Origin of the sequence: Novosphingobium aeonii, assembly GCF_052279045.1 — a bacterium.
Classification (GTDB): Bacteria; Pseudomonadota; Alphaproteobacteria; order Sphingomonadales; family Sphingomonadaceae; genus Novosphingobium.
Window position 1 is genome coordinate 1,073,082 of sequence record NZ_CP176832.1, and the last position, 24,484, is coordinate 1,097,565.

General features: G+C 67.6%; 29 protein-coding genes. 11 read left to right on the top strand and 18 right to left on the bottom strand.

What is annotated here, in order from left to right:
- Positions 1–31 precede the first annotated feature (31 nt).
- From ACLIMP_RS05400 to ACLIMP_RS05410, 3 genes are all read right to left on the bottom strand, one after another.
- On the bottom strand, positions 32–796 hold the full coding sequence (locus ACLIMP_RS05400) for a thioredoxin domain-containing protein (RefSeq protein ID WP_185998077.1): 765 nt from the start codon (positions 794–796) through the stop codon (positions 32–34).
- Between the two features lie 182 nt (positions 797–978).
- Positions 979–1,725 carry a thioredoxin domain-containing protein gene (locus ACLIMP_RS05405; protein ID WP_054437040.1) on the bottom strand — a complete coding sequence of 249 codons (747 nt, stop codon included), beginning with the start codon at positions 1,723–1,725 and terminating at the stop codon, positions 979–981.
- Positions 1,725–2,318, bottom strand: coding sequence for a DUF721 domain-containing protein (locus ACLIMP_RS05410; RefSeq protein WP_420719875.1), 594 nt, complete (start codon positions 2,316–2,318; stop codon positions 1,725–1,727). Before ACLIMP_RS05410 ends, ACLIMP_RS05405 begins: the two co-directional genes overlap by 1 nt.
- Positions 2,319–2,425: 107 nt before the next feature.
- Between ACLIMP_RS05410 and mutY the strand changes: the two genes are divergently transcribed.
- From mutY to nudC, 3 genes are read left to right on the top strand one after another with little or no spacing between them, the layout of a single operon-like run.
- Positions 2,426–3,472: an A/G-specific adenine glycosylase gene (gene mutY, locus ACLIMP_RS05415; protein ID WP_324698024.1), complete on the top strand. Its 1,047-nt coding sequence runs from the start codon at positions 2,426–2,428 to the stop codon at positions 3,470–3,472.
- A complete protein-coding gene (locus ACLIMP_RS05420; RefSeq protein WP_324698027.1) occupies positions 3,469–4,794 on the top strand; it encodes a serine hydrolase domain-containing protein in 1,326 nt (441 codons plus the stop codon). Before mutY ends, ACLIMP_RS05420 begins: the two co-directional genes overlap by 4 nt.
- Positions 4,791–5,684 carry an NAD(+) diphosphatase gene (gene nudC, locus ACLIMP_RS05425; protein WP_443478090.1) on the top strand — a complete coding sequence of 298 codons (894 nt, stop codon included), beginning with the start codon at positions 4,791–4,793 and terminating at the stop codon, positions 5,682–5,684. The genes ACLIMP_RS05420 and nudC overlap by 4 nt, the downstream gene beginning before the upstream one ends.
- 186 nt (positions 5,685–5,870) lie before the next feature.
- On the opposite strand, the gene ACLIMP_RS05430 is transcribed toward nudC, so the two are convergent.
- The 13 genes from ACLIMP_RS05430 to flgB form a co-directional block, all read right to left on the bottom strand.
- On the bottom strand, positions 5,871–6,719 hold the full coding sequence (locus ACLIMP_RS05430; protein ID WP_054436654.1) for a flagellar motor protein MotB: 849 nt from the start codon (positions 6,717–6,719) through the stop codon (positions 5,871–5,873).
- Position 6,720: 1 nt separating this feature from the next.
- Positions 6,721–7,584 carry a flagellar motor stator protein MotA gene (motA, locus tag ACLIMP_RS05435; protein ID WP_132469421.1) on the bottom strand — a complete coding sequence of 288 codons (864 nt, stop codon included), beginning with the start codon at positions 7,582–7,584 and terminating at the stop codon, positions 6,721–6,723.
- A gap of 62 nt (positions 7,585–7,646) precedes the next feature.
- On the bottom strand, positions 7,647–8,570 hold the full coding sequence (locus tag ACLIMP_RS05440) for a flagellin N-terminal helical domain-containing protein (RefSeq protein ID WP_185998072.1): 924 nt from the start codon (positions 8,568–8,570) through the stop codon (positions 7,647–7,649).
- Positions 8,571–8,577: 7 nt separating this feature from the next.
- On the bottom strand, positions 8,578–9,915 hold the full coding sequence (flgK, locus tag ACLIMP_RS05445; RefSeq protein ID WP_324698033.1) for a flagellar hook-associated protein FlgK: 1,338 nt from the start codon (positions 9,913–9,915) through the stop codon (positions 8,578–8,580).
- 3 nt (positions 9,916–9,918) lie between these two features.
- Positions 9,919–10,293 (bottom strand): rod-binding protein, encoded by a 375-nt coding sequence (locus tag ACLIMP_RS05450; protein ID WP_324698036.1) that lies wholly within the window; start codon positions 10,291–10,293, stop codon positions 9,919–9,921.
- Positions 10,290–11,420: a flagellar basal body P-ring protein FlgI gene (locus ACLIMP_RS05455; protein ID WP_185998070.1), complete on the bottom strand. Its 1,131-nt coding sequence runs from the start codon at positions 11,418–11,420 to the stop codon at positions 10,290–10,292. The genes ACLIMP_RS05450 and ACLIMP_RS05455 overlap by 4 nt, the downstream gene beginning before the upstream one ends.
- Positions 11,420–12,097: a flagellar basal body L-ring protein FlgH gene (locus ACLIMP_RS05460; RefSeq protein WP_231635793.1), complete on the bottom strand. Its 678-nt coding sequence runs from the start codon at positions 12,095–12,097 to the stop codon at positions 11,420–11,422. The genes ACLIMP_RS05455 and ACLIMP_RS05460 overlap by 1 nt, the downstream gene beginning before the upstream one ends.
- Positions 12,097–12,885: a flagellar basal-body rod protein FlgG gene (flgG, locus tag ACLIMP_RS05465; RefSeq protein WP_054436646.1), complete on the bottom strand. Its 789-nt coding sequence runs from the start codon at positions 12,883–12,885 to the stop codon at positions 12,097–12,099. The genes ACLIMP_RS05460 and flgG overlap by 1 nt, the downstream gene beginning before the upstream one ends.
- A gap of 13 nt (positions 12,886–12,898) precedes the next feature.
- Positions 12,899–13,642, bottom strand: a complete 744-nt coding sequence (locus tag ACLIMP_RS05470) for a flagellar basal body rod protein FlgF (RefSeq protein WP_324698040.1) — start codon at positions 13,640–13,642, stop codon at positions 12,899–12,901.
- Positions 13,643–13,653: 11 nt separating this feature from the next.
- Complete coding sequence (locus tag ACLIMP_RS05475; RefSeq protein ID WP_054436642.1) at positions 13,654–14,466, bottom strand: flagellar hook-basal body protein; 813 nt, start codon at positions 14,464–14,466, stop codon at positions 13,654–13,656.
- Positions 14,467–14,488: 22 nt separating this feature from the next.
- Positions 14,489–14,803 (bottom strand): flagellar hook assembly protein FlgD, encoded by a 315-nt coding sequence (locus tag ACLIMP_RS05480; RefSeq protein WP_054436640.1) that lies wholly within the window; start codon positions 14,801–14,803, stop codon positions 14,489–14,491.
- Positions 14,800–15,219: a flagellar basal body rod protein FlgC gene (flgC, locus tag ACLIMP_RS05485; protein WP_324698044.1), complete on the bottom strand. Its 420-nt coding sequence runs from the start codon at positions 15,217–15,219 to the stop codon at positions 14,800–14,802. The genes ACLIMP_RS05480 and flgC overlap by 4 nt, the downstream gene beginning before the upstream one ends.
- Positions 15,216–15,563, bottom strand: a complete 348-nt coding sequence (gene flgB / locus ACLIMP_RS05490) for a flagellar basal body rod protein FlgB (RefSeq protein ID WP_054436636.1) — start codon at positions 15,561–15,563, stop codon at positions 15,216–15,218. The genes flgC and flgB overlap by 4 nt, the downstream gene beginning before the upstream one ends.
- A 213-nt stretch (positions 15,564–15,776) precedes the next feature.
- Here flgB and ACLIMP_RS05495 point away from each other — a divergent pair, with 213 nt between their 5' ends.
- From ACLIMP_RS05495 to ACLIMP_RS05530, 8 genes are all read left to right on the top strand, one after another.
- On the top strand, positions 15,777–16,460 hold the full coding sequence (locus ACLIMP_RS05495) for a MotA/TolQ/ExbB proton channel family protein (protein WP_082370276.1): 684 nt from the start codon (positions 15,777–15,779) through the stop codon (positions 16,458–16,460).
- Positions 16,457–16,969 carry a hypothetical protein gene (locus ACLIMP_RS05500; protein ID WP_207906121.1) on the top strand — a complete coding sequence of 171 codons (513 nt, stop codon included), beginning with the start codon at positions 16,457–16,459 and terminating at the stop codon, positions 16,967–16,969. The genes ACLIMP_RS05495 and ACLIMP_RS05500 overlap by 4 nt, the downstream gene beginning before the upstream one ends.
- Before the next feature lie 10 nt (positions 16,970–16,979).
- Positions 16,980–17,474, top strand: a complete 495-nt coding sequence (locus tag ACLIMP_RS05505) for a flagella basal body P-ring formation protein FlgA (protein WP_324698048.1) — start codon at positions 16,980–16,982, stop codon at positions 17,472–17,474.
- 110 nt (positions 17,475–17,584) lie between these two features.
- Entirely contained in the window at positions 17,585–17,872 is a 288-nt protein-coding gene (flgM, locus tag ACLIMP_RS05510; protein ID WP_054436630.1) for a flagellar biosynthesis anti-sigma factor FlgM, read from the top strand.
- Positions 17,869–18,243, top strand: a complete 375-nt coding sequence (locus ACLIMP_RS05515; RefSeq protein ID WP_324698050.1) for a flagellar protein FlgN — start codon at positions 17,869–17,871, stop codon at positions 18,241–18,243. The genes flgM and ACLIMP_RS05515 overlap by 4 nt, the downstream gene beginning before the upstream one ends.
- Before the next feature lie 97 nt (positions 18,244–18,340).
- Positions 18,341–19,240: a lytic transglycosylase domain-containing protein gene (locus ACLIMP_RS05520; RefSeq protein ID WP_292636610.1), complete on the top strand. Its 900-nt coding sequence runs from the start codon at positions 18,341–18,343 to the stop codon at positions 19,238–19,240.
- Positions 19,241–19,275: 35 nt separating this feature from the next.
- Positions 19,276–21,357 (top strand): flagellar biosynthesis protein FlhA, encoded by a 2,082-nt coding sequence (locus ACLIMP_RS05525; protein WP_185998864.1) that lies wholly within the window; start codon positions 19,276–19,278, stop codon positions 21,355–21,357.
- Positions 21,354–22,100, top strand: coding sequence for a sigma-70 family RNA polymerase sigma factor (locus ACLIMP_RS05530; RefSeq protein ID WP_324698053.1), 747 nt, complete (start codon positions 21,354–21,356; stop codon positions 22,098–22,100). Before ACLIMP_RS05525 ends, ACLIMP_RS05530 begins: the two co-directional genes overlap by 4 nt.
- A 15-nt stretch (positions 22,101–22,115) precedes the next feature.
- Here the strand turns inward: ACLIMP_RS05530 and ACLIMP_RS05535 are convergent, their stop codons facing one another.
- Together ACLIMP_RS05535 and ACLIMP_RS05540 are read right to left on the bottom strand one after the other, a co-directional pair.
- The gene (locus ACLIMP_RS05535; RefSeq protein ID WP_324698055.1) at positions 22,116–23,480 is read right to left on the bottom strand and encodes a glycosyltransferase; all 1,365 of its coding nucleotides are present in this window, start codon (positions 23,478–23,480) and stop codon (positions 22,116–22,118) included.
- Positions 23,481–23,789: 309 nt separating this feature from the next.
- On the bottom strand, positions 23,790–24,473 hold the full coding sequence (locus tag ACLIMP_RS05540) for an energy transducer TonB (RefSeq protein WP_324698057.1): 684 nt from the start codon (positions 24,471–24,473) through the stop codon (positions 23,790–23,792).
- Positions 24,474–24,484 lie beyond the last annotated feature (11 nt).

The following is a 24,484-nucleotide window of genomic DNA, read 5'->3' on the forward strand; positions in this document are numbered from 1 at the left end:
GCTTCGATCAGTTCACGAAAGGCGGCGCGCGTCAGCGCGCGCCGGCTTCCTGCAGCTTGGCTTCGAGTTCTTCCCAGCCCATCGAACCCACGGTGTTGCCGTTGATGATGAACGTGGGGGTGCCGGTGACGTTGAACTCGGTGGTGGCTTTCTGGGTCTGGTCGGCGAAGGCCTTGGCCTTGGCGGTATCGGCGAGGCAGGCCTTGCCCTGATCGCGCGAAATCCCGCGCGAGGCGAAGAATTCGGTCATGCCGCCCACTTCGGCGATGGCGGCCATCTGCTGGTCCTTGGGCAGGTCCTGTATCTGCTTCATCCGCGCGTCTCCGGCGGACTGCAGGTTCTGGAACATGTTCGGCTGCCAGGCCCAGAACTGCTCGCTGAGCGGCAGGACCGCCTCGGTTGCGCCGCAAGTGGCGAGCAGCGAGGCCGGAATGTCGAAGACGTTGAGCATGAAGTAGCGCAGTTCGTAGCTTACGCGGCCGCTGGCGACGTAATCGTCACGCAGCTTGTCGAAGCCCTTCTGCGCGAATTCCGCGCAGTGCGAGCACGAGAGCGCGCCATACTCGACGAGCTTGATCGGTGCGTCCGGGTTGCCGATGCGGTAGCCGCCTTCCGACGTCTTGACCACGTCCTCCGCCCAGGTCTTGCCGGCGGGTGCGGCGACCTTGGGCAGCGGCTGGGCCGACTTGGGGGCTTCTCCGGCGCCTTCGTCCTTCTTGCCGCAGGACGCGAGGCCCAGTGCGAGCGGTGCGGCGATCATTCCGAGGGCGAGGGAGCGCATGGTGATGCGGATCATGTCAGCGAATCCTTGTGAGAGGACGGGGAAACTAGCCCAAGGCTTGGGCGGATAACAGCGGGAGAGGGCGGAAAGACGGGCGCTTTCCCACAGGAATCCGCCCGTTTTCCGTGCTTTCGGCGAGATGATGGGCCGGTGCCTCGAAGCGGGCGCCCGAAATCGGGCTGCCCGCGCGCGCACCGTCAGATCGAGCCCTTGCGGCGGGCGGCCATCCTGTCGGTGATCTCCTTGGAGAGGCCCGCCCAGTCGTGCGTGTCGAGCAGCTTGCCGTCGAGGATGAAGCTGGGCGTGCTGTTGACGCCGCTCTTGGCCACGGTGGCCTGCTGCTGCTTGATCGTGTCGAACACGGCCTCGTTCGCGAAGCAGGCGTCGGCCTGGGTGCGGCTCATGCCCCATGCCGCGACCTTGGAATAGAAGTCCAGGTCGCTGGCGATCGCCTTCATGCGATCGGGCAGCGCGCCCTGGTACCAGCGCTTTTCCTGTTCCTCGCTCATCTTTTCGAGCTTGCCCATCCAGCTGTCCTGGCTGGCGAGGAAGGCATTGTGCCGCACGAAGAAGCGCTTGGGATCGCCGCAGGTCGTCAGCATCGAGATGGTGAGGTCGATCGGGTTGCGCAGCAGGGTGGTGACGGTGACGCCGATCTGGCCCTTGGGCACCATGGTCAGCCGCAGCGTAGGATCGGCCTCGCGGTTGAAGTGCGCGCAGTGCGGGCAGGTGTAGCTCACGAATTCGGTAAGCTGCATCTGGGCCTTCGGGTTGCCGTACATATGGCTGCCGTCGGGCGTGACGACGATCTGGTTGGCCCAGTTGGAGGCGGGGTTGGAACTGGGCGCCAGCGGCTTGCGGACGGGCGTGGAAGCAGGCTTGGCGGCTGCAACGCTCAGCAGGGCGCAGGCGGCAAGGGCGGCAAGACGCAACGTGGACTTCATCACTGCTTTTCCTGATTTTCCGTTTGGGCATCTTCCTGGGCACCGAGGCTGCGGGCCAGGGATTCGAGCACCGCGCGAAGCTCGGGATCGCCGATGTCGCGCAGCGATTCGCCCAGTTCGTAGGGTACGGGTTTCAGCGCGGGCGGGGGCGCCTTCGGTCGGGTGGCGGGCGGCGGCTTGACCTCGCCTTGCCGGATTTTCACCTTCGCCACGGCCATGTAGCCGAAGAAGCGGTTCACCCGGTCCATGATCTCGGGCACGACGTGCTGGATCATCGGGGCATGGGCGGGCAGGACCACCAGCTGGAGAATGCCGTCGCACTTCTCGCCCGGAGGGAAGCGGATCGATTCGGGCGAGCAGACGCGCGCATGGCGCAGCCCGACGATATCGGGCCAGCGCGTCACCACGCTGGACTGGATGAAGCCGAACCGGCGGAACGCCGTGCGGCCCACTTCGGGCATGAGGTCGGAAATAGCGCGGGCTCCGCCGCCGCGCGGGCGCTCGTAGAGCCGGGGGGAGGCGGGTTTGGGCTTGGTCTTGGCCGCGGTTTTCGGGCCGGCTTTCGTTCCTGTCCGGGCGCCGCGCTTCGGCATGGCTTCAGGCGCGGACTTGGCGCCCATGGGCGACGCAGTTTCGCCCTTGTCCGATCCTTTGAACTGATCCCGTTCCATTGTGGCCGCTCCAATGCCATAGGGCGCTGATGGACGCCAGCCGCGATACGATCTCCCGCAAGGTTCTCGACTGGTACGATGCCCATGCCCGTGCCTTGCCGTGGCGCGCCCCTCCCGGCACGGCGGCCCCCGATCCCTACCGCGTCTGGCTGTCCGAGGTCATGCTGCAGCAGACCACGGTGGCGGCGGTGAAGGACTATTTCGCCAGGTTCACGAATCGCTGGCCCACCGTGATGGACTTGGCCGCCGCATCGGACGAGGACGTCATGGCGGCGTGGGCGGGGCTCGGCTATTATGCCCGCGCCCGCAACCTGCTGGCCTGCGCCCGCGAAGTCGCCGCGCGGGGCGGGGTGTTTCCCGATACCGAGGAGGGCCTGCGCGCCCTGCCGGGACTGGGGGCCTATACCGCCGCCGCCGTCGCCGCGATCGCTTTCGGGCGGCGGGCCGTGGTGGTGGATGCCAATGTCGAGCGGGTGGTCACGCGGCTCTTCGCGGTCACAGCGCCCTTGCCGGGGTCGCGGCCGGAAATTCGCGCGCTTGCCGATACGATCACCCCGCAGGACCGCGCCGGAGACTTTGCGCAGGCGCTGATGGACATGGGCGCCATGGTCTGCACCTCGCGCAGCCCCCGCTGCCTGCTTTGCCCGCTGTCCTCGCCCTGCCGCGCGAGGGCCGAGGGCGAGCCGGAACGCTATCCGGTCAAGGCGCCGAAGAAGGCCAGGCCTGCCCGCAAGGGCCGCGCCTTCTGGATCGAGCGGGATGGCAAGGTCTGGCTGGTGCGCCGCGGGGACAAAGGAATGCTGGGCGGAATGCGCGCCCTGCCGGACGACGGCTGGTCCGCGCGGGCGGACGGGCATGGAGAGGCGCCCTTGCCCGGATCGTGGGAAAGCGCGGGCCGGGTCGGGCATGTCTTCACGCATTTCTCGCTCGAACTCTCGCTTTCGGTTCATTGCGGCGCGGCTTCGGCCGATCCGCCGGGCGCGGGCGAATGGTGGCCGGTTGACCGGCTGGACGATGCGGGCCTGCCCACGCTTTTCGCCAAGGCCGCCGCACTGGCGCGGGCGCCCGTCGCATGAGCACGGCACGCCGGCGCCTTGAGGCGCGGATCGACCGTCGTTCGCTGCTGCACATGGCGGGATTTGCCGGGATCGGCGCGGCGCTCATGCCGCATCTCGCCTGGGCTGCCGAGCAGGACGAGAACCTGCCCCGCGTGCGCGCGCTGGTGGAACGGTGGATCGGCTCGGGCCTGCTGCCGGGCATGGTCGCCTCGCTCGGCCAGCCGGGGCGGGAGCCCGAATTCGTCACGCGCGGCGCGCAAGGGTTCAACGATTCCGCGCCGATCACCGCCGACAGCCTGTTCCGCATCTATTCGATGACCAAGCCCGTCACCGGGATCATGGCGATGGATCTGATCGCGCAGGGCAGGCTCGGGCTGGACCAGCCGTTGCACGAAATCCTGCCCCGTTTCGCGCAGATGAAAGTGCAGGACCGTTACGACGGTTCGCTCGCCGCGCTCCATCCGGCGCCGCGCGCCATCACGATCCGGCACCTGCTCACGCATACCTCGGGCCTGGGCTATTCGATCGTGCAGACCGGGCCGATCCGCGAACTGATGCAGGCGAAGGGGCTTGCCGCCGGACAAGTGAGCCGCTTCAAGGTGCCCGGCTTCACCGATGCCGCGCCCGCACCCAGCCTTGCCGCGTTCGCCGACCGCCTTGCCGAGGTGCCGCTGGTCTACGATCCCGCCACGCACTGGAGCTATTCGCTCGGGCTGGACCTGATGGGCCGGGTGATCGAGGTCGTCACCGGGCGGCCCTTCGACGCCTATCTGCGCGAGGCCCTGTTCGAACCAGCCGGGATGGCCAGCACCGCGTTCCAGGTGCCCAAAACAGAGGCGAAGCGCCTCACCACCAATTACGCGGCGCTCGGCAAGGTGCTGGTGCCGATCGACGAGCCGGGCAACTCGGTGTTCCTCGATACGCCGGCGTTTCCCTTCGGCGGTTCCGGCCTCGTCAGTACGCCGCGCGACTATGACCGGTTTCTGCGCCTGCTTGCCCAGCGCGGCACGATCGACGGCAGGCGGGTGCTGGCCGAAAGCGCGGTGGTGACCGGCACCGCCGACCTGCTGCCCCCCGGCGTCGCGTTTTCCGCCATGCTTCCGGCCGGCAGCGGCTTCGGCGCGGGCGGGCGCGTGGGCAAGGGCGCGGAGAACGGGCTGTTCGGCTGGGCCGGCGCGGCAGGGACGGTGGGCATGGTGGACATGATCCGGGGCCTGCGCTCGCAGCTGTTCGTGCAGTTCATGCCGCCAAACGCCTTCGATCTCATTCCCCAGTTCCAGACCGCGCTGAAGGCCGATGTCATGGCCCTGCTCGCGCATCTCCCGGAGACCCGTTCTTGAACAAGCCCATCGCTTTTGCCGGTTCGCACCTCGACCGCGCCGATCATATCCGCAACAATCCCGATGCCCTCTTCGCGCTCCAGTCCGCCGAGGCGCGGCTGATGCGGATGGAGGGGCTCGACGCGGTGCTGGCCGAGGACGGTTCGCTGGTCTGGGGCACGCTCGCCGATGCGGAGCCGGGCAGCGAGATGATCTTCCTCGGGCTGGACGGTTCGGTGCCCTGTTTCGCCGAAGTGCCGGTAGTGGTTCCGCCCGGCGGACCGCTCGCCACCCCGGTGAACTGGCATGCCATGGCCGTGCTCGATCCGGGCGAACTGGCGGCCTATGGCGGCGCGCGCTCGCTGGTGAGCTGGCACAGCCGCCACCGCCATTGCGCGGTCTGTGGCCATCCCACCGTGCTTGCGAAGGGCGGCTGGCAGCGCAGTTGCACCAATCTCGATTGCCAGGCCGAACACTTCCCGCGTGTCGATCCGGTCACGATCATGCTGGTGGAGCATGAGGGGCGCGCCCTGCTGGGCCGCCAGCCGCGCTTCCCGGCGGGGCGTTATTCGACCTTGGCGGGTTTCGTGGAGCCGGGCGAATCCATCGAGGAAGCCGTGGCCCGCGAAATCCATGAGGAAGCCGGCGTGCGCGTGCGCGACGTGACTTATGTCGCCAGCCAGCCGTGGCCGTTCCCGTCCTCGCTGATGATCGGCTGCCATGCCTTCGCCGATGACGATGCGATCACCATCGACGCCACCGAACTGGAGGATGTCCGCTGGTTCACGCGCGAAGAGGTGGCGGAGGCGCTGGAAGCGGTGGGGCGCGGCGAAAGCGGCAAGGCGTTTGGCGCACCGCCTGCCCATGCGGTGGCGCACGTGCTGATGCGCTGGTGGCTCGATCGCGGCTGAAGAACCTAGGGTCAGGACCCATTAATCACGCCTGCGAGCCATTCCGGTGTCCCGGAGGGATTTGATCAAAATGGCCCGGTGCAGCGTCAGAAAGTCTTGAAATATAGACATATTACTACGCCTTCCTTCCTCGCTCTGAGCCATTTTGATTCAAACCTCGCAGGCGTGATTAATGGGTCCTGACCCTTAGTCCGCCAGCGTGATCGAGATGCGCCGGTTGCGCGGGTCATGCGGATCGGCGGGGATCAGCAGTTCGGTATCGGCCACGCCTTCGATCCGCCTGAACCGGGCGGGTTCCACGCCGTCGCGGATCAGTTGCTGGCGGGTCGCTTCGGCGCGCCCAGCTGAAAGCGACCAGTTGTTGCCGGGAATTCCCTGCTTGTAGGGCAGGGCATCGGTGTGGCCCCGGATCGTCAGCGGGCCGCCGCCTCCACCTGCTTCGGTGCCGATCGCCTGCGAGATTGCCGAGAGCAGTTCGACGGCCTGCGGGGTGAGGATCGTGGTACCGAGCCGGAACATCGAGAAATTGGCATCGTCCACCATGTCGATCCGTACGCCCTGCGTCGTGTCCACCATGCGGACCTGCCTGGCGAGGCGGCGCAGGCGCTCGGTGGAGGCGAGCTTCTTTTGCAGCGCCTCCTTGGCGCGCGAGCTGCGCTTGATCTTGCTGCCGCCCTCCTTCGGCCCGCCGGTAGCATCGCGCGGGATGGTGAGGGTCTTGGTGCCGGTCTGCCCGGCCTTGAAGGGGTAATTGTCCACCTGGGTCAGCGAAGCGCCGCCGAGCACGCCCTGGCCCGATCCGGCGCTGCCCTGCTTGGTCTTGACCAGCGTGGGGGTGAAATAGTCGGCAATGCCGCGCCGCTGCTTCTCGGTGGTGGCGCCCAGTATCCACAGAAGCAGGAAGAAGGCCATCATGGCGGTCACGAAGTCGGCATAGGCGACTTTCCAGGCACCGCCATGATGCCCGGCGGCGACCATGGTGATCTTCTTGACGATGATCGGCCGGGGCGGTTCGGGCTTCTTCCTGATTGCCATGTCAGCGGCCTCTCATCGCGTCGAGCAGTTCGGAAAGGCCGGGGCGGAAGGCGTGGCCAAGGCCGGATCGCGCCGATTCCACCACCAGCGGCTGCGGCCAGCCGTGCAGGCTGGCGATGATGACCTGCTTCACCGCCTGGAAGATCTGCTCGTCCTGCTCCAGCACCTGCTTGAGCCGCCCCGCCAGCGGGGAGACGATGCCATAGGCCAGAAGCACGCCCATGAACGTGCCGACCAGCGCCGAGCCGATCATCGCGCCCAGGATCGAGGGCGGCTTGTCGATCGAGCCCATGGTCTTCACCACGCCCAGAACGGCAGCGACGATACCGAGCGCGGGCAGCGCATCGGCAAGGCCCTGGAGGGCGTGCTGCGGTTCGTGGATCTCGTGGAAATGCGTCTTCATCGCATTGTCCATCACGTCTTCCACCGCGTGGACTTCCAGCGTGCCGGAAGAGACGACGATCAGGGTCAGGGTGTCGCAGATCAGGTGAATGAGCGGCTTGTTCGCCAGCAGGCGCGGGAATTCGGCGAACAGCGGGGAAACCTCGGGCTCGTTCACATGGCTTTCCAGCGCCACCGGTCCTTCCGAGCGCAGGATCTTCATCAACCGCGTGGTCAGGATGATGGCGTCGATATGATCCTGCCGGTTGTGGCGGGGCCCCTTGAAGACCTTGCCGAGGCCGCTGCCCAGCGCCTTGATCTCGTGCATCGAGTTGCCGGTGACGATCGCGCCCACGGCGGCGCCGCCGATGATGAGCATTTCGTGCGGGATCGCTTCCAGCACCGGGCCCAGCGCGCCGCCGGTGATCGCAAAGCCGCCGAAAACCATCACCAGCAGAATGACGACGCCGATGATTACGAACATGAAGGAAGTCCCCTGTCAGGCGGTGCCCGGCCTGCCCCCGCAGACCGGATGCGGAAGGCGGCTCAGGTCAGCTGGTCGAACAGGTTGAGCGAGGCGAGCCGGGAGAAGCTGGCCTGGCTGGCCTCCAGCACGGTCATGGTTTCCTGAAGCTGGGCGAGCGTGGTGGCGAGATCGGTGCTGCCGAGGTCCGCTTCTTCCGAGGAACGCAGTTCGGACAGGTTGACGCGGCGGTCGTCGGTCACCTCGATCCAGGCGAGGCGGGTGCCGATCACGGTCTGGCCGGTGGTCAGCGTGTCGAGCCCGGTCTTGAGGTCGGCCAGTGCATTGCCCGCCGCGCCTGCCGGATCGGCCGAGGCGCCCTGAAGCGCGGCCGCCAGGTTCTTCACCACCGCCATGAGATCGGTCGCGCTGCCGCCTGCGGCGTTGAACGAGAGGAAGGCGGGCCCGGTGATCGAGCGGGTCACGCTCTGCCCCGCGCCCAGCGGCAGTTCGGCGGAACTTGCGGTGCCGACGTAGACGGCATTGCCGGAGGCATCGAGCGCATAGGCATCACCCGCGCTTTCGCCGCCGAACAGAGCATGGCCGCTCGAATCCCGCGCATTGGCAAGGGCGACGAGGTTGCTGAAGATCTGGTCCAGCTCCTGCCCGATCGAGGCCCGCTGCGTATCGGGCAGGGTGGCGCTGGCCGCCTGCGTGGCGAGTTCCTGCGCGCGGATCAGCGCATCGGCCATGTCGGACATGGCGGCATCGGCAAGCGACAGGTCGGCGTTGGCGCGATTGGCGTTGGTCTGGTCAATCCCGGAGAGCTTCTCCTGCCGCGCCAGCGAGCGCAGGCGCGATGCGGCCACCGGATTGTCCGAGGACCGTTCCAGCTTGCTGCCGCTCGACATCTGCGCCTGATAGTTCTCGGCCTGCGTGCGCAGGTCCTTCATGTCGCGGCGGGCGCGCTCGAAGAAGGCGCTGGTGCTGGTGGATACGATCGACATTGCGCGGTTACCTGATGGCGAGGATGGAATCGAAGATGTCGGAAGCGACCTGCATGACCCGGCCCGAAGCCTGATAGGCCTGCTGGAAGCGGGTGAGGTTGATGGCCTCCTCGTCGAGATCGACGCCCGCCTGTGCCTGGAGCGCGACCTTGGCGGTCCCGGCGATGGATTCCAGTGCGTCGCGGGTGACGGTGCGCCCGGCGACGGCACTGGAAATCCCGAACAGCAGGGTGTCCATGGCACCGGCCGGATCGGCACTGTCCAGCGCGCTGCGCATGGCGACGAGGTTGGAGGTGTCACGGCTGTTGGCGCCCGAGCCTGCGGGAGCGGTCGCGATCTGGCTGCCGCTGGCGAGGGCGATCGCCATGGTCGATGCGTCGGTGCCGGAGAACATCGGCTGGCCGCTTGCCCCGGCAAGGTCGGCGCCCGCGGTTTGCGCGGTATTGAGCGTCGAGATCACGCCCGAGGCAATGGCATCGAGCTGGTCGTGCACGGCGGCGAGCTCGGTCAGCGCCTGTCCCTTGCCCGCCAGCGCGCCGGAGGAAAGCGTTGCCGCCGTACCGCCCAGCGTGAAGGAGATCGTGCCGTCCGCGGCGGTGGCCATGGCGAGGGGCGCGGCGCTGCCGCCGCTCACGAGGCTGGGGCCGCCCGCACCGCCGATCCGCACCTGGACCGAGCCGTCCGATGCGAACGTGGTGGAGATGTCCACTTGCCCGCTCAGCTTCTCCAGCAGGGAATCGCGCTGGTCCAGCAGGCTGGTCTGGTCGCTCGATGCGTCGGATGCGCGGGCGAGGCGCAAGTTGACGCGCGCCAGTTCGGCGGCGGTGGTGTTGACCGAATCGACACCGTCCTGCGCCTCGAAGCGCAGGCCCTGGCCCACCGCGTCGAGGCTGGAGGCGGCCGTGTTGAAGGTCTGCGCCAGCGTGCGGCCCTGCTCCAGCGCCGAGGCGCGCAGCGAACCGTCGGTAGGGTCGGACAGGAGTTGCTTCAGCGCGGCTTCGAAATCCACGATCGCATCGTAGACGCCGGTCTGCTCGACCGCGCTTTCTATATTCTCCAGGCCCTGCACTTCGGCGCCGGCGCGGGCGGCGTCCGAGCCGGTGCGGCGCACTTCGGACTGGCGGAACATGTCCGCATTGCGCACGATCCCGGTAACGCGAACGCCCGCGAGGTTGAGCGCGCCCGGCGAGGAGGCGACCGAATTGATCGCCAGTTCGGACAGCGAGATGCTGCGGCGGACATAGCCTTCGGACGAGGCGTTGGCGATGTTCTGCGCGGTCACGTCCAGCGCGGCCTTGGCGGCGCGAGTGCCGGAACGGGCAATGGTGATGAGGTCGGCGGCCATGGCTTACTTCGCCTTCGCTTCTGCATGAGCGGAAGATGCGGTATCGGAGGGTGCGTCGCTCGACGAAGGCGCCTGTCCCGGGGCTGACGAGGATCCGGCCACGAACCGCGCCATCTGGTCCTCGATGATCCTGGCGAGGCCCAGCACGCCGCTTTGCGCGGTCACGTCGGCAAAATGCTCGTCCTGCATCTGGTTGAAGGTATCGAGCGCCTGGCTGGAGAAAAGCTGCTCGCCGCCGAAGTGGCTCTTGCGCGCCTCGGCCAGCATTTGGCGCACGAACATGGCCTCGAACTGCCGGGCGGTGGCGGCCAGCTTTTCGCGGTCGGTGGCGCCGGGCGCGATCTTCATGCCCGGGAGAGTGGAGGGAATCGTGCTCATATCACTACCATTTCGGCTTTCAGGGCGCCGGCCTGCTTCAGCGCTTCCAGGATCGCCACGAGGTCCGAAGGGGTAACGCCCAGCAGGTTGAGCGCATCGACCACGCGCGAGAGCGAGGCCCCGCCCCTGAACAGGGCGACCGAGCGCTTCTCCTCGTCAGTGGTGATCGCGGAATGCTCCTCCACTTCGGTACGGCCCCGGCTGAACGGCGCGGGCTGGACGACCGTGGGGTTTTCCTGGATGCGCACGGTGAGCTTGCCATGGCTGATCGCGGCGGGCGACAGGCGCACGGCCGAGTTGATGACGACCGTGCCGGTGCGGCTGTTGATGATGACGCGCGCCGGCGTTTCGGCGGGGTCGACATCGATCATCTCGATCGCCGCCATCATCGAGGCGCGGGTATCGGCCTCGGCGGGCAGGCGCAGGGCCACGGTCACGCCGTCCTCGACGGTGGCGGTTCCGGGCAGGCGCATGTTGATCGCATCGCGCACGCGGGCGGCGGTCAGGAAGTCGGACGTGAAGAGGTTCCAGCGCAGTGTGCTGCCGTCCTCGAAGCCGGTGGCGACCGCGCGTTCGACGCTGCCGCCTTCGGCGATGCGGCCCACGGTCGGGATGTTGATGGTTACGTTCGAACCGTCGCGCGCCGAGACGCCGAGCCCGCCGACCGCGAGGTTGCCCTGCGCCATGGCGTAGATCTGCCCGTCCGCACCATAGAGCGGGGTGAGGATCAGCGCCCCGCCGCGCAGGCTCTTGGCCTTGCCGATCGTGGAGACGGTCACGTCGATGCGCTGGCCGGGCTTGGCGAAGGCGGGCAGGTCCGCCGTGACCATGACGGCGGCGGCGTTCTTGAGGCCGGGCGAGATGCCGGGCGGCAGCGTCAGCCCCATGCGGCCCGAGACGCCCTTCATCGCCTGTGTCGTATATTCGAGATTGTCGTCCCCGGTGCCCGGCAGGCCGACGACCACGCCGTAGCCGGTGAGCTGGTTCGAGCGCACGCCCTGGAACTGGCCAAGGTCGCGCACGCGCTCGGCATGGGCATGGACGGGTGCGAGGAACACGATCAGCAGGACCACGAGGGCCGCGATCAGCGTGGGCAGCCAGCGCCGGGAGAGGGAGGCCATGGTCATCAGAACGGCGAGATCATGTTGAAGAACTGGCCGAGCCAGCCCTGGCGGCCGCTGCGCATGATGGCGCCTTTGCCGGTATATTCGATATGAGCGTCGGCGATGCGCGTCGAGGCGACGGTATTGTCCTCGTCGATGTCGGCGAGGCGGACGATGCCGGAGAACCGGACCCATTCGTCTCCCTGGCTGACGAGCATCTTCTTCTCTCCTCTCACGAGCGCGGTCCCGTTGGGGCGCAGTTCGGCAATGGTCACGGACAGCACGGAACTCAGCGAACTGGTCTGCGTGGCGCTGCCCTGACCATTGAACGTCGAGGATGAGCTGGCGTTAAGGGCATTGGGGTTGAGGAACGACAGCGGCCCCGATGTCGGCGGGGTGATCGAGGCGCCGCCGCCTTTCTGGCTCTTGGAGCCGGCGGTCTTGGCGGCGGTGGTCGATTCCACCAGCAGGATCGTCAGCGGATCGCCCACGCGCGCCGCGCGGGTGCCGCCGTAAAGCGGGGCATAGCCGGCCGAGACGCTGAAGATGCCGCCGGTGGCCGCCTGCGGCTGCGCGGCGGGCGGCACGGGAAGCGTCGGCTCGAAGCCCGAGGGCCTGGGGGGCTTCTTTGCGAACACCGGCGGCGCGGCAATGGCCATGAACGCCGCCGAGGCCAGCAGGAATGTGCGACCCATGGCCATCACAACGTCTGGTTCGCGTTGCGCAGCATCTCGTCCACCGCCGAGATCATCTTCGAATTGATCTCGTAGGCGCGCTGGGTCTCGATCATGTCGACCAGCTCCTCGACGATGTTGACGTTCGAGCCTTCCAGCATCCCCTGCCGGATCATGCCGCGCCCTTCCTCTCCGGCGATGCCAAGCTGCACCGGGCCGCTGGCGGCGGTCTCGCGCAGGAAGTTGTCGGAGGCGGCCTGAAGCGCCGCCGGATTGGTGAACTGCGCGATGCTGATCTGGCCCAGCTCGCTCGGTTCGGTCTGTCCGGCCACCTGGGCCGACACCGTGCCGTCCTCCGAGACCGTGATCGAGGTCGCGCCTTCGGGAACGGTGATCGGCGGCTGAAGCAGGTAGCCCTGCGACGTGACCAGCTCACCCTGCGGCGAGCGGGTGAAATTGCCCGCGCGGGTATAGGCCAGTTCGCCGCCGGGCAGGGCGATCTGGAAATAGCCCTGCCCATCGAGCGCGAGGTCGAAGGTATTGCCGGTGGTCTGGAGCGAGCCTTGCGTCTCCATGCGGCTGGTGGACTGCACCGCCACGCCGGTGCCGAGGTTGAGCCCGGTGGCGTAAGTCGTCTCGCTCGAAGACTGGGCGCCTGCCACGCGGGAATCCTGGTAGGCCAGCGTGGCGAAGTTGGCGCGGTCCTTCTTGAAGGCGGTGGTGCTGACGTTGGCCAGGTTGTTGGCGATCACGCGCATCCGCGTGTCCTGCGCCTCCAGCCCGGTGCGGGCGACCTGTAGAGCGGAAGTGGGCATTGTCGTGGTTTCCTCAGCTATCGATGCGCATCAGGCGCACGCTGCCTTCGTCGAGCTGGCGGGCGGTCTCGACGAGCTTGGTGCGCATGTCGAACAGGCGCTGGGCCGAGATCATCTCGGTCAGCACTTCCGACGGAGAGACATTGGAGCCTTCGAGCGCGCCGGGGATCACGCTGGCGTTCTCGTCCTCCGGCAGTACGCCGCCTCCCGCGACCCGGAACACGCCGGTCAGGTCCTTGGCGATCTGCGATCCGCTGGGGTCCACCAGCTTTAGCCGGTCCACCCGCTGCGGCGGATCGCCGGGGGTGGCGGGGTCGGTGACGAGGATGCCGCCGTCCTGGGCGATGGTGACGCCGGAGCCCGGCGGCAGCGTGATCGGTCCGCTCTCGCCCAGCACGGGCAGGCCGTCGCCGTTCTGGAGCACGCCCGTCACCGTGACCGAGAGGTCGCCCCGACGGGTATAGGCTTCGCCGCCGTCGCCTGCCTGCACCGCCAGCATGGTGTCTCCCTGCATGGCCACGTCGAGCGGCTGGCCGGTGCGGTTCACCGTCCCGGCCTTCATCGAGGCGCCGCTGACTTCGGTGCCCGAAAGCGCCCGAACTTCGAGCTGCGGCCCTTCCAGTGTGTTCGGCGTGGCCTGCAGGATCTCGGCGCGGAAGCCGATGGTCTGCGAATTGGCCATGTTGCTCGCGATCACGCGCTCGCGGTTGAGCGAGGCGTTCATTCCCGAGACGGCGGTGTAGATCAGGCGGTCCATGGCGGCTGCGATCAGGTCCGCAGGTTGATGATCGTCTGCGAGATCTGCGAGGCGGTATCCACGGCCTTGGCATTGGCCTGGAAATTGCGCTGCGCGGTGATCAGGCTGACCAGCTCTTCCGAAAGATCGACATTCGATCGCTCGATCGAGCCCGAGAGCAGGCTGCCGTAGAGGCCGGAGCCCGGCTGGCCATAAGTCGCCGCGCCGGAGCGTCCGGTGGCCGACCATGAGGCGTCGCCCAGTTGCTTGAGCCCGTTGGGCGCGATGAACGAGGCCAGCGCGACGACGCCGATGGTGACGTTCGAGGCATCGGCATATGTCGCGACGACTTCGCCGGTGGGCTCGATGGTGACGCCCGCGAATTCCGAACCGGCGGCATTGGTTGCCGGGATCTGCGCGGAAAGCGGGGTCGTGCCGGAAACCGCGCCGCTGGCGTCGACCGGGAAGACCTGGAGCCGGGCGCCCTGCGCATTGTGGATATAGCCGTCCCCGTCCACCGAGAACGAACCGGCGCGGGTATACTGGATCGCGCCGGAAAGCGGCGAGGCGACGGTGAAGAAGCCCTCGCCGTTGATCGCCACGTCGAGTGCCGATCCGGTCTGCTCCATCGCGCCGAGGCCGAAGTCCTGCTTGATCGAGGCGACGCGGGCGCCGATGCCGGTGGTCAGCGTGGGGTCGGTCAGGATCGAGGACGAGACGATGTCGGCGAAGGCGGTGTTGCTCTTCTTGAAACCGGAAGTCTCGGCATTGGCGATGTTGTTCGAGATGACGTTGAGGTCGGTCTGGGCGTTCTTCAGCCCGGTGAGGGAAGTGTAGAAGGACATCGGATTCTCCTGGAAACGGGGGTCAGTTGCCGCTGGCGGCCAGCGCGGCGATCGCCGCCTGCGTGGCGTTCTGCGCGCTTACGAGGGTATCGAGCTTGGAGGAGATGGCCTTGAGCGTGTCCGCCATCTCGGTCGTGCCGGCGAGGGACGAGAACTGCGCCATCTGGGCGAGCATCTGGGTCTGGTCCATCGGGTCGAACGGGTCCTGCTGCTTCATCTGCGCCAGCATCAGCTTCAGGAAATCGCCCTGGTCGAGATCGCCCAGCGAGGTCTTTCCGCTCGAGGTCGAGGCGGTGCTCGCGGCCGATGTAACGGCATTGGTGGTGATAACGGTCATTTCAGCCTCATCGTGTCGAGCATGAGCTGCTTCGCGGTGGAGAGGGCCTCGACCAGGTTCTGGTACTGGCGCGAGGCTTCGAGCATTTCGACCATCTCCGCGTTCTCATCGACCGGAGCGGTCCAGACATCGCCGTTCGCATCGGCGAGCGGATGGTCGGGGCTGTGCTGGCGCACGGCGGCGGCGCCTTCCCGCATCACGCCCTGGACGGAAACCGAGGCGAGGCCGCTGGCCTGGTCGAGGTCTTCGGCGAAAACGGTGCGGATCGGCTTGTAGGCCTGTTCCTCGCTGCCCGAGACGGTCCCCGCATTGGCGAGGTTGGAGGCGGCGGCGTTCATCCGCACGAGCTGCGCGGACATGCCGCGCTGGGCGAGGGTGAACATCGTCATCGGTTCGCGGCTGGCGGGCATCGTCATTCGCCCTTCAGCGCGCGGGTGACGGTTTCGACCCGCCCCCGGATGAACTGGAGCGTGGCCGAATAGCCCACCGCGTTCTCGGAAAAGGCGAGCTGCTCGTTCTGGAGCTCTACCGTATTGCCGTCGAGCGAGGGCATGACCGGCACACGGTAGAGCGCGGCGCCTTCGGCGGCATCGGCAAGGCCGACGCCGCGCTCCGCCGAGCGCAGGGCGGCGGTGAAATCGATGTCGCGCGCCTTGTATCCGGGCGTGGCGGCATTGGCGATGTTCGAGGCGATCAGGCCCATGCGCTGCGAGCGAAGCTCCAGTGCGGCGGCATGAATCCCGAACAGGTCCTGTGGCATGGTGTTGCAGCTCCAGAGAGTGTTCGCCGCTTTTCACCGCAAGGGGTGTGCCAATCCGCCCAAGCGCCGGATTTCCCGGCTTTCTCCGCTGCGGCCCGGGCAGGGGCGGGCCTGTCGGGCGGCAAGGGTTTGCCGGTTTTGCGGCAAGGCGCGTCCGGGGCTGAAACTCCGCGAAAACTGCCGTTCTGCGGGTGAGAAGGAGAAGCGCCCGCCATGCAGCCCGAACATCTTCTGGACCCCGCCAGCGCCCTGATCGTGGTGGGAGGCACCGTGATCGCCACGATCCTGCGCTGCGGGCTGAGCGATTGCATTACCGCCGCAGGGGTGCTCGCCGCCCTGTTTCGCCGCCCCTTCGATCCCGAGCGCGCGCGGGCGGAGATGGCGGTGCAGGTGCAGGAGATCCGGCGGGACGGGGTGATCCGATCCCAGCCTGCCGCCACCGGCGATGCCGAGTTCGACGAGGCGACCGCCATGCTGATCGGCAGCCGCTCGCTCGGCGCGCTGCAACTGGCGCATGCCGCACACAAACGCCGCCGCATCGAAAGGAGCCAGCGCGCGGTGCGCACTTTCATCCAGGCGGCGGACCTTTCGCCGGTTTTCGGGCTGGCGGGCACGCTCGTCGCGTTGAACCAGCTTCCGCCGCTCGATCAGCCCGAAGCGGACTTTTCCGTCGCCATCTCCATGGCGGTGCTGACGACGCTTTACGGGCTGCTGCTCGGCAACCTCCTGTTCACGCCGTTGGCCCGGGTGGTGGCGCGCCGTGCTGCTGACGAGGAGCGGGACCGGCAGACGGTGATAGACTGGCTGGAAGGCCAGGTCGCCGACGCGCTCCCCAGCACTGAGCGCGCCGAACATGCCGGGCGCGCCGGGCGCGAAGTGGCGGAGGCGCATTCGTGAGCGCACGCACCGCCGCGAGCTGGCAGACTTCGCTGGCCGATCTCTCGCTCATCCTTTTCATGATCTCCGCTGCCGCCATCAGCCGCCAGCAGGATCATCTCCGGAAAGCGAAAGTGGAGCGCGCCGAGCTTCGCGAGGCACCTGCCGCCGCTTCGGCTTCCTCGCCGGAGGGAACGCCGCTGGCGGTCTACATCGCCGCGCCCGGCGCTCCGCCGCTTGCCCGCTGGCTGGCGCAGCAGGCGGGCGATCCGCGCCAGCGCCTGACGGTGGCCGCGCCTTACGGTCCCGCATCCGGCGATCTGGCGCGGGCGATGTCGGAGGCGGGGCGGCTGGCGCGCGAAGCGGGCGCGGCGGGGCGTGAAGCAAGGATCGTCGTCGAACCGGGCGAGGGGCCTGCCCGGGTGGTCCTCGCGTTCGATGTCGCCGCATCGCAAGGCGCGGCCGGGGCCATGGCACGAACCTTGCTGGAAAGGAGGAAGACCCCCGGCGAAGGAGAGCGCCCCCGATGACAGGATTTAGATGATTGCCGCCCTGCTCCTTGCCGCTGGAACGGCCTTGGGCGGCTTTGCCGATCTCGATGCGGTGGACCGCCAGGTTGCCGTGTTCACCGGCTTTCCGGTGGGTGCGGTCGGCGGTGCGGCCACGCCGGTGGATCGCCGCCTCAAGCTCAGGCCCTGCCGCACCGGCCTTGCCCTGTCATGGCGCAGCGCGGCGCAGGACAGCGTGCTCGTGCAATGCGGCGATCCCGATGGCTGGCGCCTCTTCGTTCCGGTGCGCCGCGCCGGCCCGGCGGCTCCCGACGCCCCGGCGGCACTGGCGGTGAAGCGGGGCGATGCCGTGTCCATCGCGGTCGAGGGTGACGGTTTTTCGGTGTCGCAGCCCGGCGAGGCGCTTGAAAGCGGCGCAATAGGTGCGTGGATCCGGGTGCGTCCGGTGGTGGTGGGCAAAGGGCGGCCTGCGGAAATGCACGCGCAGATCGTCCGGCCGGGTCTCGTTTCCTTGCAGGTGCCTTAACCTCGCAAAAGCGCCGGGTTCGCTGCTTGCGGGAAAATCCCGCGGCCACCCCTTAACAGTTTCGTCCGGGCGCCGTCCTTGAGGGAAACGAATTTTCCAGGAGCCAGACCATGCCGCCCATCGAAGTGGGATCAACAAGCGCCCTGAGCGCGATCAACGCCCGGTTCGCACGTGCCAGCGGCACGGCAAGCCAGCAGACCACGAGCCTCGCGGCCTGGTCCGACAGCCCCACCGTGGATGCTTCTTCGGCGCTCGATCCCGGCAGCGTGCCGGTCGATACGGACCGCGTGGCGGAGATCCGCAAGGCGGTGGAGAACGGCACTTATCCGGTGATCCCCACCCAGATCGCCGATGCCATGATCGCGGCAGGCGTTTTGCTGAGGAGTCATAAGGAATGACCCGGCGGGCTGGCGGAGGCCCGGCTTCGGCAGCGGATGCGGGCGGCACAGAACTGCGCGAGATCCTGCGGCAGATGCTTGCCGTTCTCGAAGGCGAGCGGCAAGCGCTTGCCGGGCTGGATCTTGACGCCATCATCGGCGCCACCCGCGACAAGGACCGTCTTTGCGGCTCGCTTGATGCCGTCGAGGCGGCGGAAATCGACGAGGAGTGCCGGAGCCTGCTGGAAGCGGCGCGGCGGCTGAACGAGATAAATCGTCAGGTTCGCAACATCATAGCCGCCAATGTCGCCACCCGCCTCAACATGCTGACGGGCGCGCCGCAGCTCTACCGGGCCGGTGCGAACTACGCGCTCGTGGCCGGCCGCGCCTGAGCCCGCCGGTAAAAGATCCATCCGGCACGGGCCTTGCCGAAACTGGCACGTGCCTTGCGGAAGGGGCTCCCGAACCAATCGGAACGGGAGTTTCACATTGAGCGAGGCACAAGTCACGAGTGCCGGAATTGTCGGCGCGGGCGGCAGTGCCCGTGCGCAGGGGAATGGCGCGCGCGCCGCGATCGCGCGCGCGGCGCAGGCAACCGGGGTCGACTTCCAGTACCTGATGGCGCAGGCCCGCCTGGAATCGAGCCTCGATCCGGGCGCGCACGCCGATACCTCCAGCGCGGCGGGACTGTTCCAGTTCACGAACGGCACCTGGCTGAACACGCTGGGCCGACACGCGGCGGACCACGGCATGGCCTGGGTCCAGCAGGCGATCAGCGGCGGCGGGCTTTCCGACCCCGGCACCCGCGCGCAGATCATGGGTCTGCGCTACGATGCCGATGCCTCCGCGCTCATGGCGGCCGAACTCGCGAACGACAACCGGGCGGACCTGACGGCGCGGCTCGGCCGGGAGCCGGATTCCGCCGAGCTTTATCTCGCGCATTTCCTCGGTTCGGCAGGCGCGGGACAATTCCTCTCGGCGCTCGCTGCCGACCCCTCGCAAAGTGCGGCATCGATCCTGCCGGCTGCGGCCGCGGCCAATCGTTCGATCTTCTTCCAGAACGGAGCAGGCGGTTCTTCGCCGCGCAGCCTCGGCGGGGTGATGGACCTCATGCGTGCCAAGATGGCAGGCGCGATGGAAGGCGGCTTCGATGGAGAGGGCTGGGATGGAGCCCCCGCTTACGCATCCACTTATGCCTCTGGCGCGGCGCAGGCGCCGTCCGGGCCGATCGCGCGCGCATTCCGCGAGGCTGCGGCGGAGGCCGGCGCGCAATCCGCGCCGCGCACCTCGATGGCCGAAACGCTGCGAGGCATGTTCAACGCGGCGGGCAGCAGTGCGCCCGCGCACGTCCGCGATGCCTATGCCCGACTTGCGGGGCTTGGCCTGTGAACCGGCTCCTGCGCCGTTTCGGCGATATCGGGGCGATGGCACTTCCGGCAGGCATCCTCACGCTGATCGTGCTGATGATCGTGCCGGTGCCGGCCTTCGTGCTCGACGTGTCGTTCGTGCTCAACATCGCGCTTTCGCTAGCCATCCTCATGGCGGCGATGAATGCGGAAAAGCCGCTCGATTTCTCGTCTTTCCCCTCTGTCCTGCTTTTCGCGACGCTGCTGCGCCTTGCGCTCAACGTGGCGTCCACCCGTGTCGTGCTGGTCCATGGGCACGAGGGTGAGGCGGCGGCGGGGGTGGTCATCGAATCCTTCGGCAAGTTCCTGATCGGCGGCAATTTCGCCGTCGGCATCTTCGTCTTCCTGATCCTGATGATCATCAACCTCGTGGTCGTGACCAAGGGGGCCGGCCGCGTTTCGGAAGTCTCCGCGCGCTTCACGCTGGACGCGTTGCCGGGCAAACAGATGGCGATCGACGCCGATCTCGCCGCGGGACTGATGACCGCCGACGAAGCCAAGGCCCGCCGCCGCGAAGTGGCGACCGAGGCGGATTTCTACGGCTCGATGGACGGTTCCAGCAAGTTCGTGAAAGGCGACGCCATTGCCGCGCTGCTGATCCTGGGCGTCAACATCGTCGCGGGCTTTTGCCTGGGCATGATAAGCCACGGGCTTTCCGCCACCGAGGCGGCGCAGACCTACATCACCCTCGCCATCGGCGATGCCCTTGTGGCGCAAGTGCCCTCGCTGCTGCTGTCGATCGCGGCGGCCGTGATCGTCACGCGCGTTTCCGACAGCCGGGATCTTGCCGGGCAGATCGGCGGCCAGTTCGCCGATCCGCGCACCTGGCTGCCGGTCGGCGTGGTGCTGACCGCCATCGGCCTGATCCCGGCCATGCCGCAGATGGTGTTCCTGCCCGCGGCGGCGCTTGCCTTCTGGCTCTGGCACGTGCTGCGCAGGCATCAGGCGGTGCCCTTGCCGGTGCTTGAGGCGCCGCCCGTGGCCGATCCCTCGCGGATCGTGCTGGAGGATGTTTCCGACCACACGCTCGTCACCATCGAACTGGGATACGGGCTGGTCCAGCTCGTCGACGAGCGTCGCGGTTCGCCGCTGGTCAGCCGGGTGACCGGGGTGCGCAAGCAGCTCAGCCAGTCGTTCGGCTTCATCGTCCCGCAGTTCCGCGTCCGCGATGCGCTCGACATGCCGCCCCATGACTATCGCATCGTGCTTGGCGGCGTGACGCTGGGCAGCGCAACGATACGTGCAGACCGCATACTCGCCATCGACGCGGGAGAGGCCCGGGCCAGTCACGGCCTTCGCGGCGAGGCCACCCGCGATCCGAGTTTCGGCTGCCCGGCGCTGTGGATCGATCCCGCCGCGCGCGATCATGCCACGGCCGAGGGCTTCCTCACCGTGGATGCGGGCACCGTGATCGCCACCCACCTCAACCAGCTCCTTTCCGAACGGTCGCACGACCTGCTTGGTCCGGACGAGGTGAGAGCACTTCTCGAGGGGATCAAGGAGCATTCGGCCGGTCTGGTGGAGACGATCCATCCGCAGCCGTTGTCCCTCGCCGCGATGACCCGCCTGCTGCGCGCCTTGCTGGAGGACGGTATCCCGATCGCGCATCCGCTGCCGATCCTTGCCAGCCTGAGCCGGGCGGTGCAGCAGACCGTCGATCACGAGCGGCTGGTCGAACTGATGCGGGCCGATCTCGGGGCGCTGATCGTCGGCCGGATCTGCCCGCCGCATGAGCGCCTGCCGGTCATCACGCTCGATGCCGGGCTCGAAGCGGCGATCGTGCAGGGCATGGTCGATCCGGTAACCGGACAGCCGGTGATCGAGCCGGACCTCGCCCGCATGATCGGCGAGCGTGTCGCCGCGCTGAGCGCCGAGCGGGGGCCCGGCGAAGTGCCGCTGGCACTGGTCGTCCAGCCGCGTGCGCGCCGGGCGCTATCCGCGCTGCTGCGCCTGCGCGCGCCGGCATGCCTGGTGCTTTCCATCGCCGAACTGCCGCCGACCCAGCCGATCGAAGTCGTCGATGTCGTCGGCGCGGCGCAGCCGGAGCGCATGGCGCCCGGCCTTCCCCATCCCGAACAAGCCGAAAGCATGGCCGCATGAAACAGGACCAGAGGGGCTTCAGCGCCTATGCAAGCCGCGTCGCGGGGGCCTATCAGGGCGACGTGGCAGACCGTGTCCGCCGCTTCCTGCCGATGGTCCGGCGCCTCGCCTGGCATATCCACGGCAGCGGGAGGCCGGGAATCGAGCTGGAGGACCTGATCCAGGCCGGGCTCGTGGCGCTCACCGAATGCGCGCAGAAGCATCAGGGCCCAACGGAGGACGGGTTTGCCGCCTATGCCAAGATGCGCGTGCGCGGGGCCATGGTCGATCTCATCCGCCGGACCGTGCCGATGTCGCGCGGGGCGAGCGAGCGGCGGCGCCAGCTTGCGGGAAAGGAGACCGAACTGCGCGGCATTCTCGGCCGCGATCCGCTGCCGCACGAGCTGGCCGGGGCGATGGGCATCGAGGAGGCGGAACTTGCCGCGCTGCGCGGGTCCAGCCAGCCGCTGCACTTCGAGTCCATCGACGAGGTCTATACAGACCAGAACATGGCCTTTGCCGACGAACGCCCGGACAGTCTTGCGCTGCTGGCGGACGAGGAACTGCGCGGGGCCGTGGTGGAGGCGATCGCCGATCTTCCCGATCGGCTGCAGCTGGTGGTACAGCTCTACTTCGTGGAGGAGCTGAACCTTGCCGAGATCGCGCAGGTATTGCAGGTCTCGATCCCGCGTGTCCACCAGCTCAAGGCGCAGGCGCTCGCGAAACTGCGCGGCAGCCTTGAAGGCGTGGCGGATATCCTTTGACTGGGGTGCCGCGCATCAGGCGGCCCGGGCCAGCGCGGGCTTGCTGAGCAGCGCCAGCAGCGAGATGCGGTTGAAGAACCACATGCGCTGCAATTCCAGATCGCTGTATTTCCGCAAGGTGTTGGCGAAAGTATAGGGCGTATACCAGACGTTGTGGTCGGGGTGGACGCCTTCGAGGAAGGTTTCAGTTTCCGCCACATAGTCGAAATGGCGGGCGCGGCACTGGAAGGCGTCGGGAACGGAGATCAGGAACAGCCCGGCGTCGACCGACTGGATCTGCGCCAGGAACCCGGCGACATCGGGGACATGCTCCATCACTTCGGGAACCAGCACGACGTCGTAGCTGCCCGTCACTTGCGAGAAATCCGTGAACAGCGCGCCTTTCACGAAAGGGCGAAGCTGTTCGAGAGCCTCTCCGTGAGGGTCGATCCCGTCAAGCTGCGCGCAGTGCGCTTCCAGCCGGACGTGAAGCGAGGTCTGCGGATCGGTGATCGGCCAGTCCGCGCAGCCGACATGAAGCACGCGCTGACCGGCGAGCAGGCTGGCGAAGACATCCATCCGGCCGAGCGAGGCCAGTTCCGCGCCGACCGGCACGCGCTGGAGGAAATAGGGCGCATGAATCCGTTCGAGCGGCGAGGCTTTCTCCGAAGGCGCGGTAGCCTCCACTTTCTGCGGATCGGGAGATGTGGCCGGGGCGGGGGCATGAGGGGACGAGGATCTGGAGGAGGCCTGGGCAAGTGCCGCCACATCGGCCTTGTGCATGTCCTCGTAGCTGCGCAGCGTCGAACCCCAGAGCTGGTGGGCATAGACCGGATCGCTGCCGCCATAAGTCAATCCGGTGAAGTGGCGCGGTATGAAGTAGTGGCTTGGATAGATGCGCAGCGGCGTATAGGCGAACTTGCGATAGCAGTCGGTCAGGCGCTGCGGCCCCACGGTCTTCCACGCCATGTCGCCGATGACGGAGGGGCTGGCGGCGATGTCCTCCACGATCTGCCTGACGAAGTGATTGCCCGGCGTGCAGCCGAAGTATCCGGCGGCGATGAGGCCGGGGCGCGCGATCTCGCTTTCCCAGCAGGCGAAGGCTTCGCAGGCGAGCAGTTCGTCGCCCAGGGGGCGGGTGCAGATGCTGTCCGCATCGAAGACGACACCGCCATGTTCGAGGAGGATTTCCCAGCGCATCATGTCGGCAACGCCGTTTAGTTCGCGCGGGCGCATCTGCGCGATGTGCCGGGCATTGATCCAGTCGCGGCCGTCCAGTTCGGCATTGCCCCAGAGGCGAAACTCCCAGTCCGGATGGGCCTGGCGCCATGTGGCGATGCAGTTGTCCGGCCGGCGGCTCTCGTCACCGACCCAGATGAAGTGGAAGCACTTTGGAATCATGGCACGGTTCCCGGCGCTGGAAGGACTTTTCCTTGCCAGGAGCTAAACCGTCAGGGTGTATCAAGTCCGAAGCGGGGCCAGGGGATTGCCCTTAGCTGCCACAGTTTCCGGCGGGCGCGAGCGGTGTCTGGGCCCGCCCGGGGGTGCGGGCGGGCCCATCCCCCACCGACTTGCCCCCATCGCGTGCACTGGCCGTATCGCCGGCCGCATGGCCTCCGCGATCGGGGCAGGTGGAACTTTGAGCCGGAGCGGCACATGAATTGCGGAACAATGCGCCGCTCCGGGCGGGTGACCTCTGGGGGTTTGAGGTCAGTCCCGCGGGATGATCCAGCGGATCGTCCCCAGGTAGCTGCCGGCGACCGACTGACCGTCGGCATTGGTCGCAGGGTCGAACCGGGCGCGCCTGCTCACGAACTTGCAGGTGGCCTCGTCGAGCCCGGCATAGCCGCTTGACGTGACGACGGCGCATTGGCTGACCCGCCCGCGCGCATCGACGTCCAGCCGGAAGCGCACGCTGCCCTGATGTTCGGCGCGCAGTTCGGCCGTGGGGTAGTCCTGTGTGGTGACCCAGCCCGAGGCATCGTTCCTGGGAAGTGCCCCCCGAGGCTGGAAAAGCGCCGGGGTTTCGGTGGGCGTGGGTAGTGCGACCGCGATTTTCTCTCTGGAATCGAAGCTGGTCGGCACGGCAGTGGGTAACGTGGTTGCGACTGGAAGGGGCTCGTTCGTAGGCAGAGGAAGGCGGGGTATCGGCGCCGTCAGCATCGGCTGATCGACTTGCTGATCGGGAACGGTCTTCGGTTCGGGAGGCGGGGGAACGGGAAGCGGTTCGAGCTTGATCTGCGTGGCTTCCGGCCGCTTGGGTGGATCGCTCTTGAACATGGTCACGGCAAAGCCATTGACCAGCGCAAGCACGAGGCCGCCCTGGATAAGTGCGACGATACCCCCGGTGAGGGCTTTCTGGTTACCGTTGGAATTCCGATCAGTGTAGGACATCGGCATCCTCT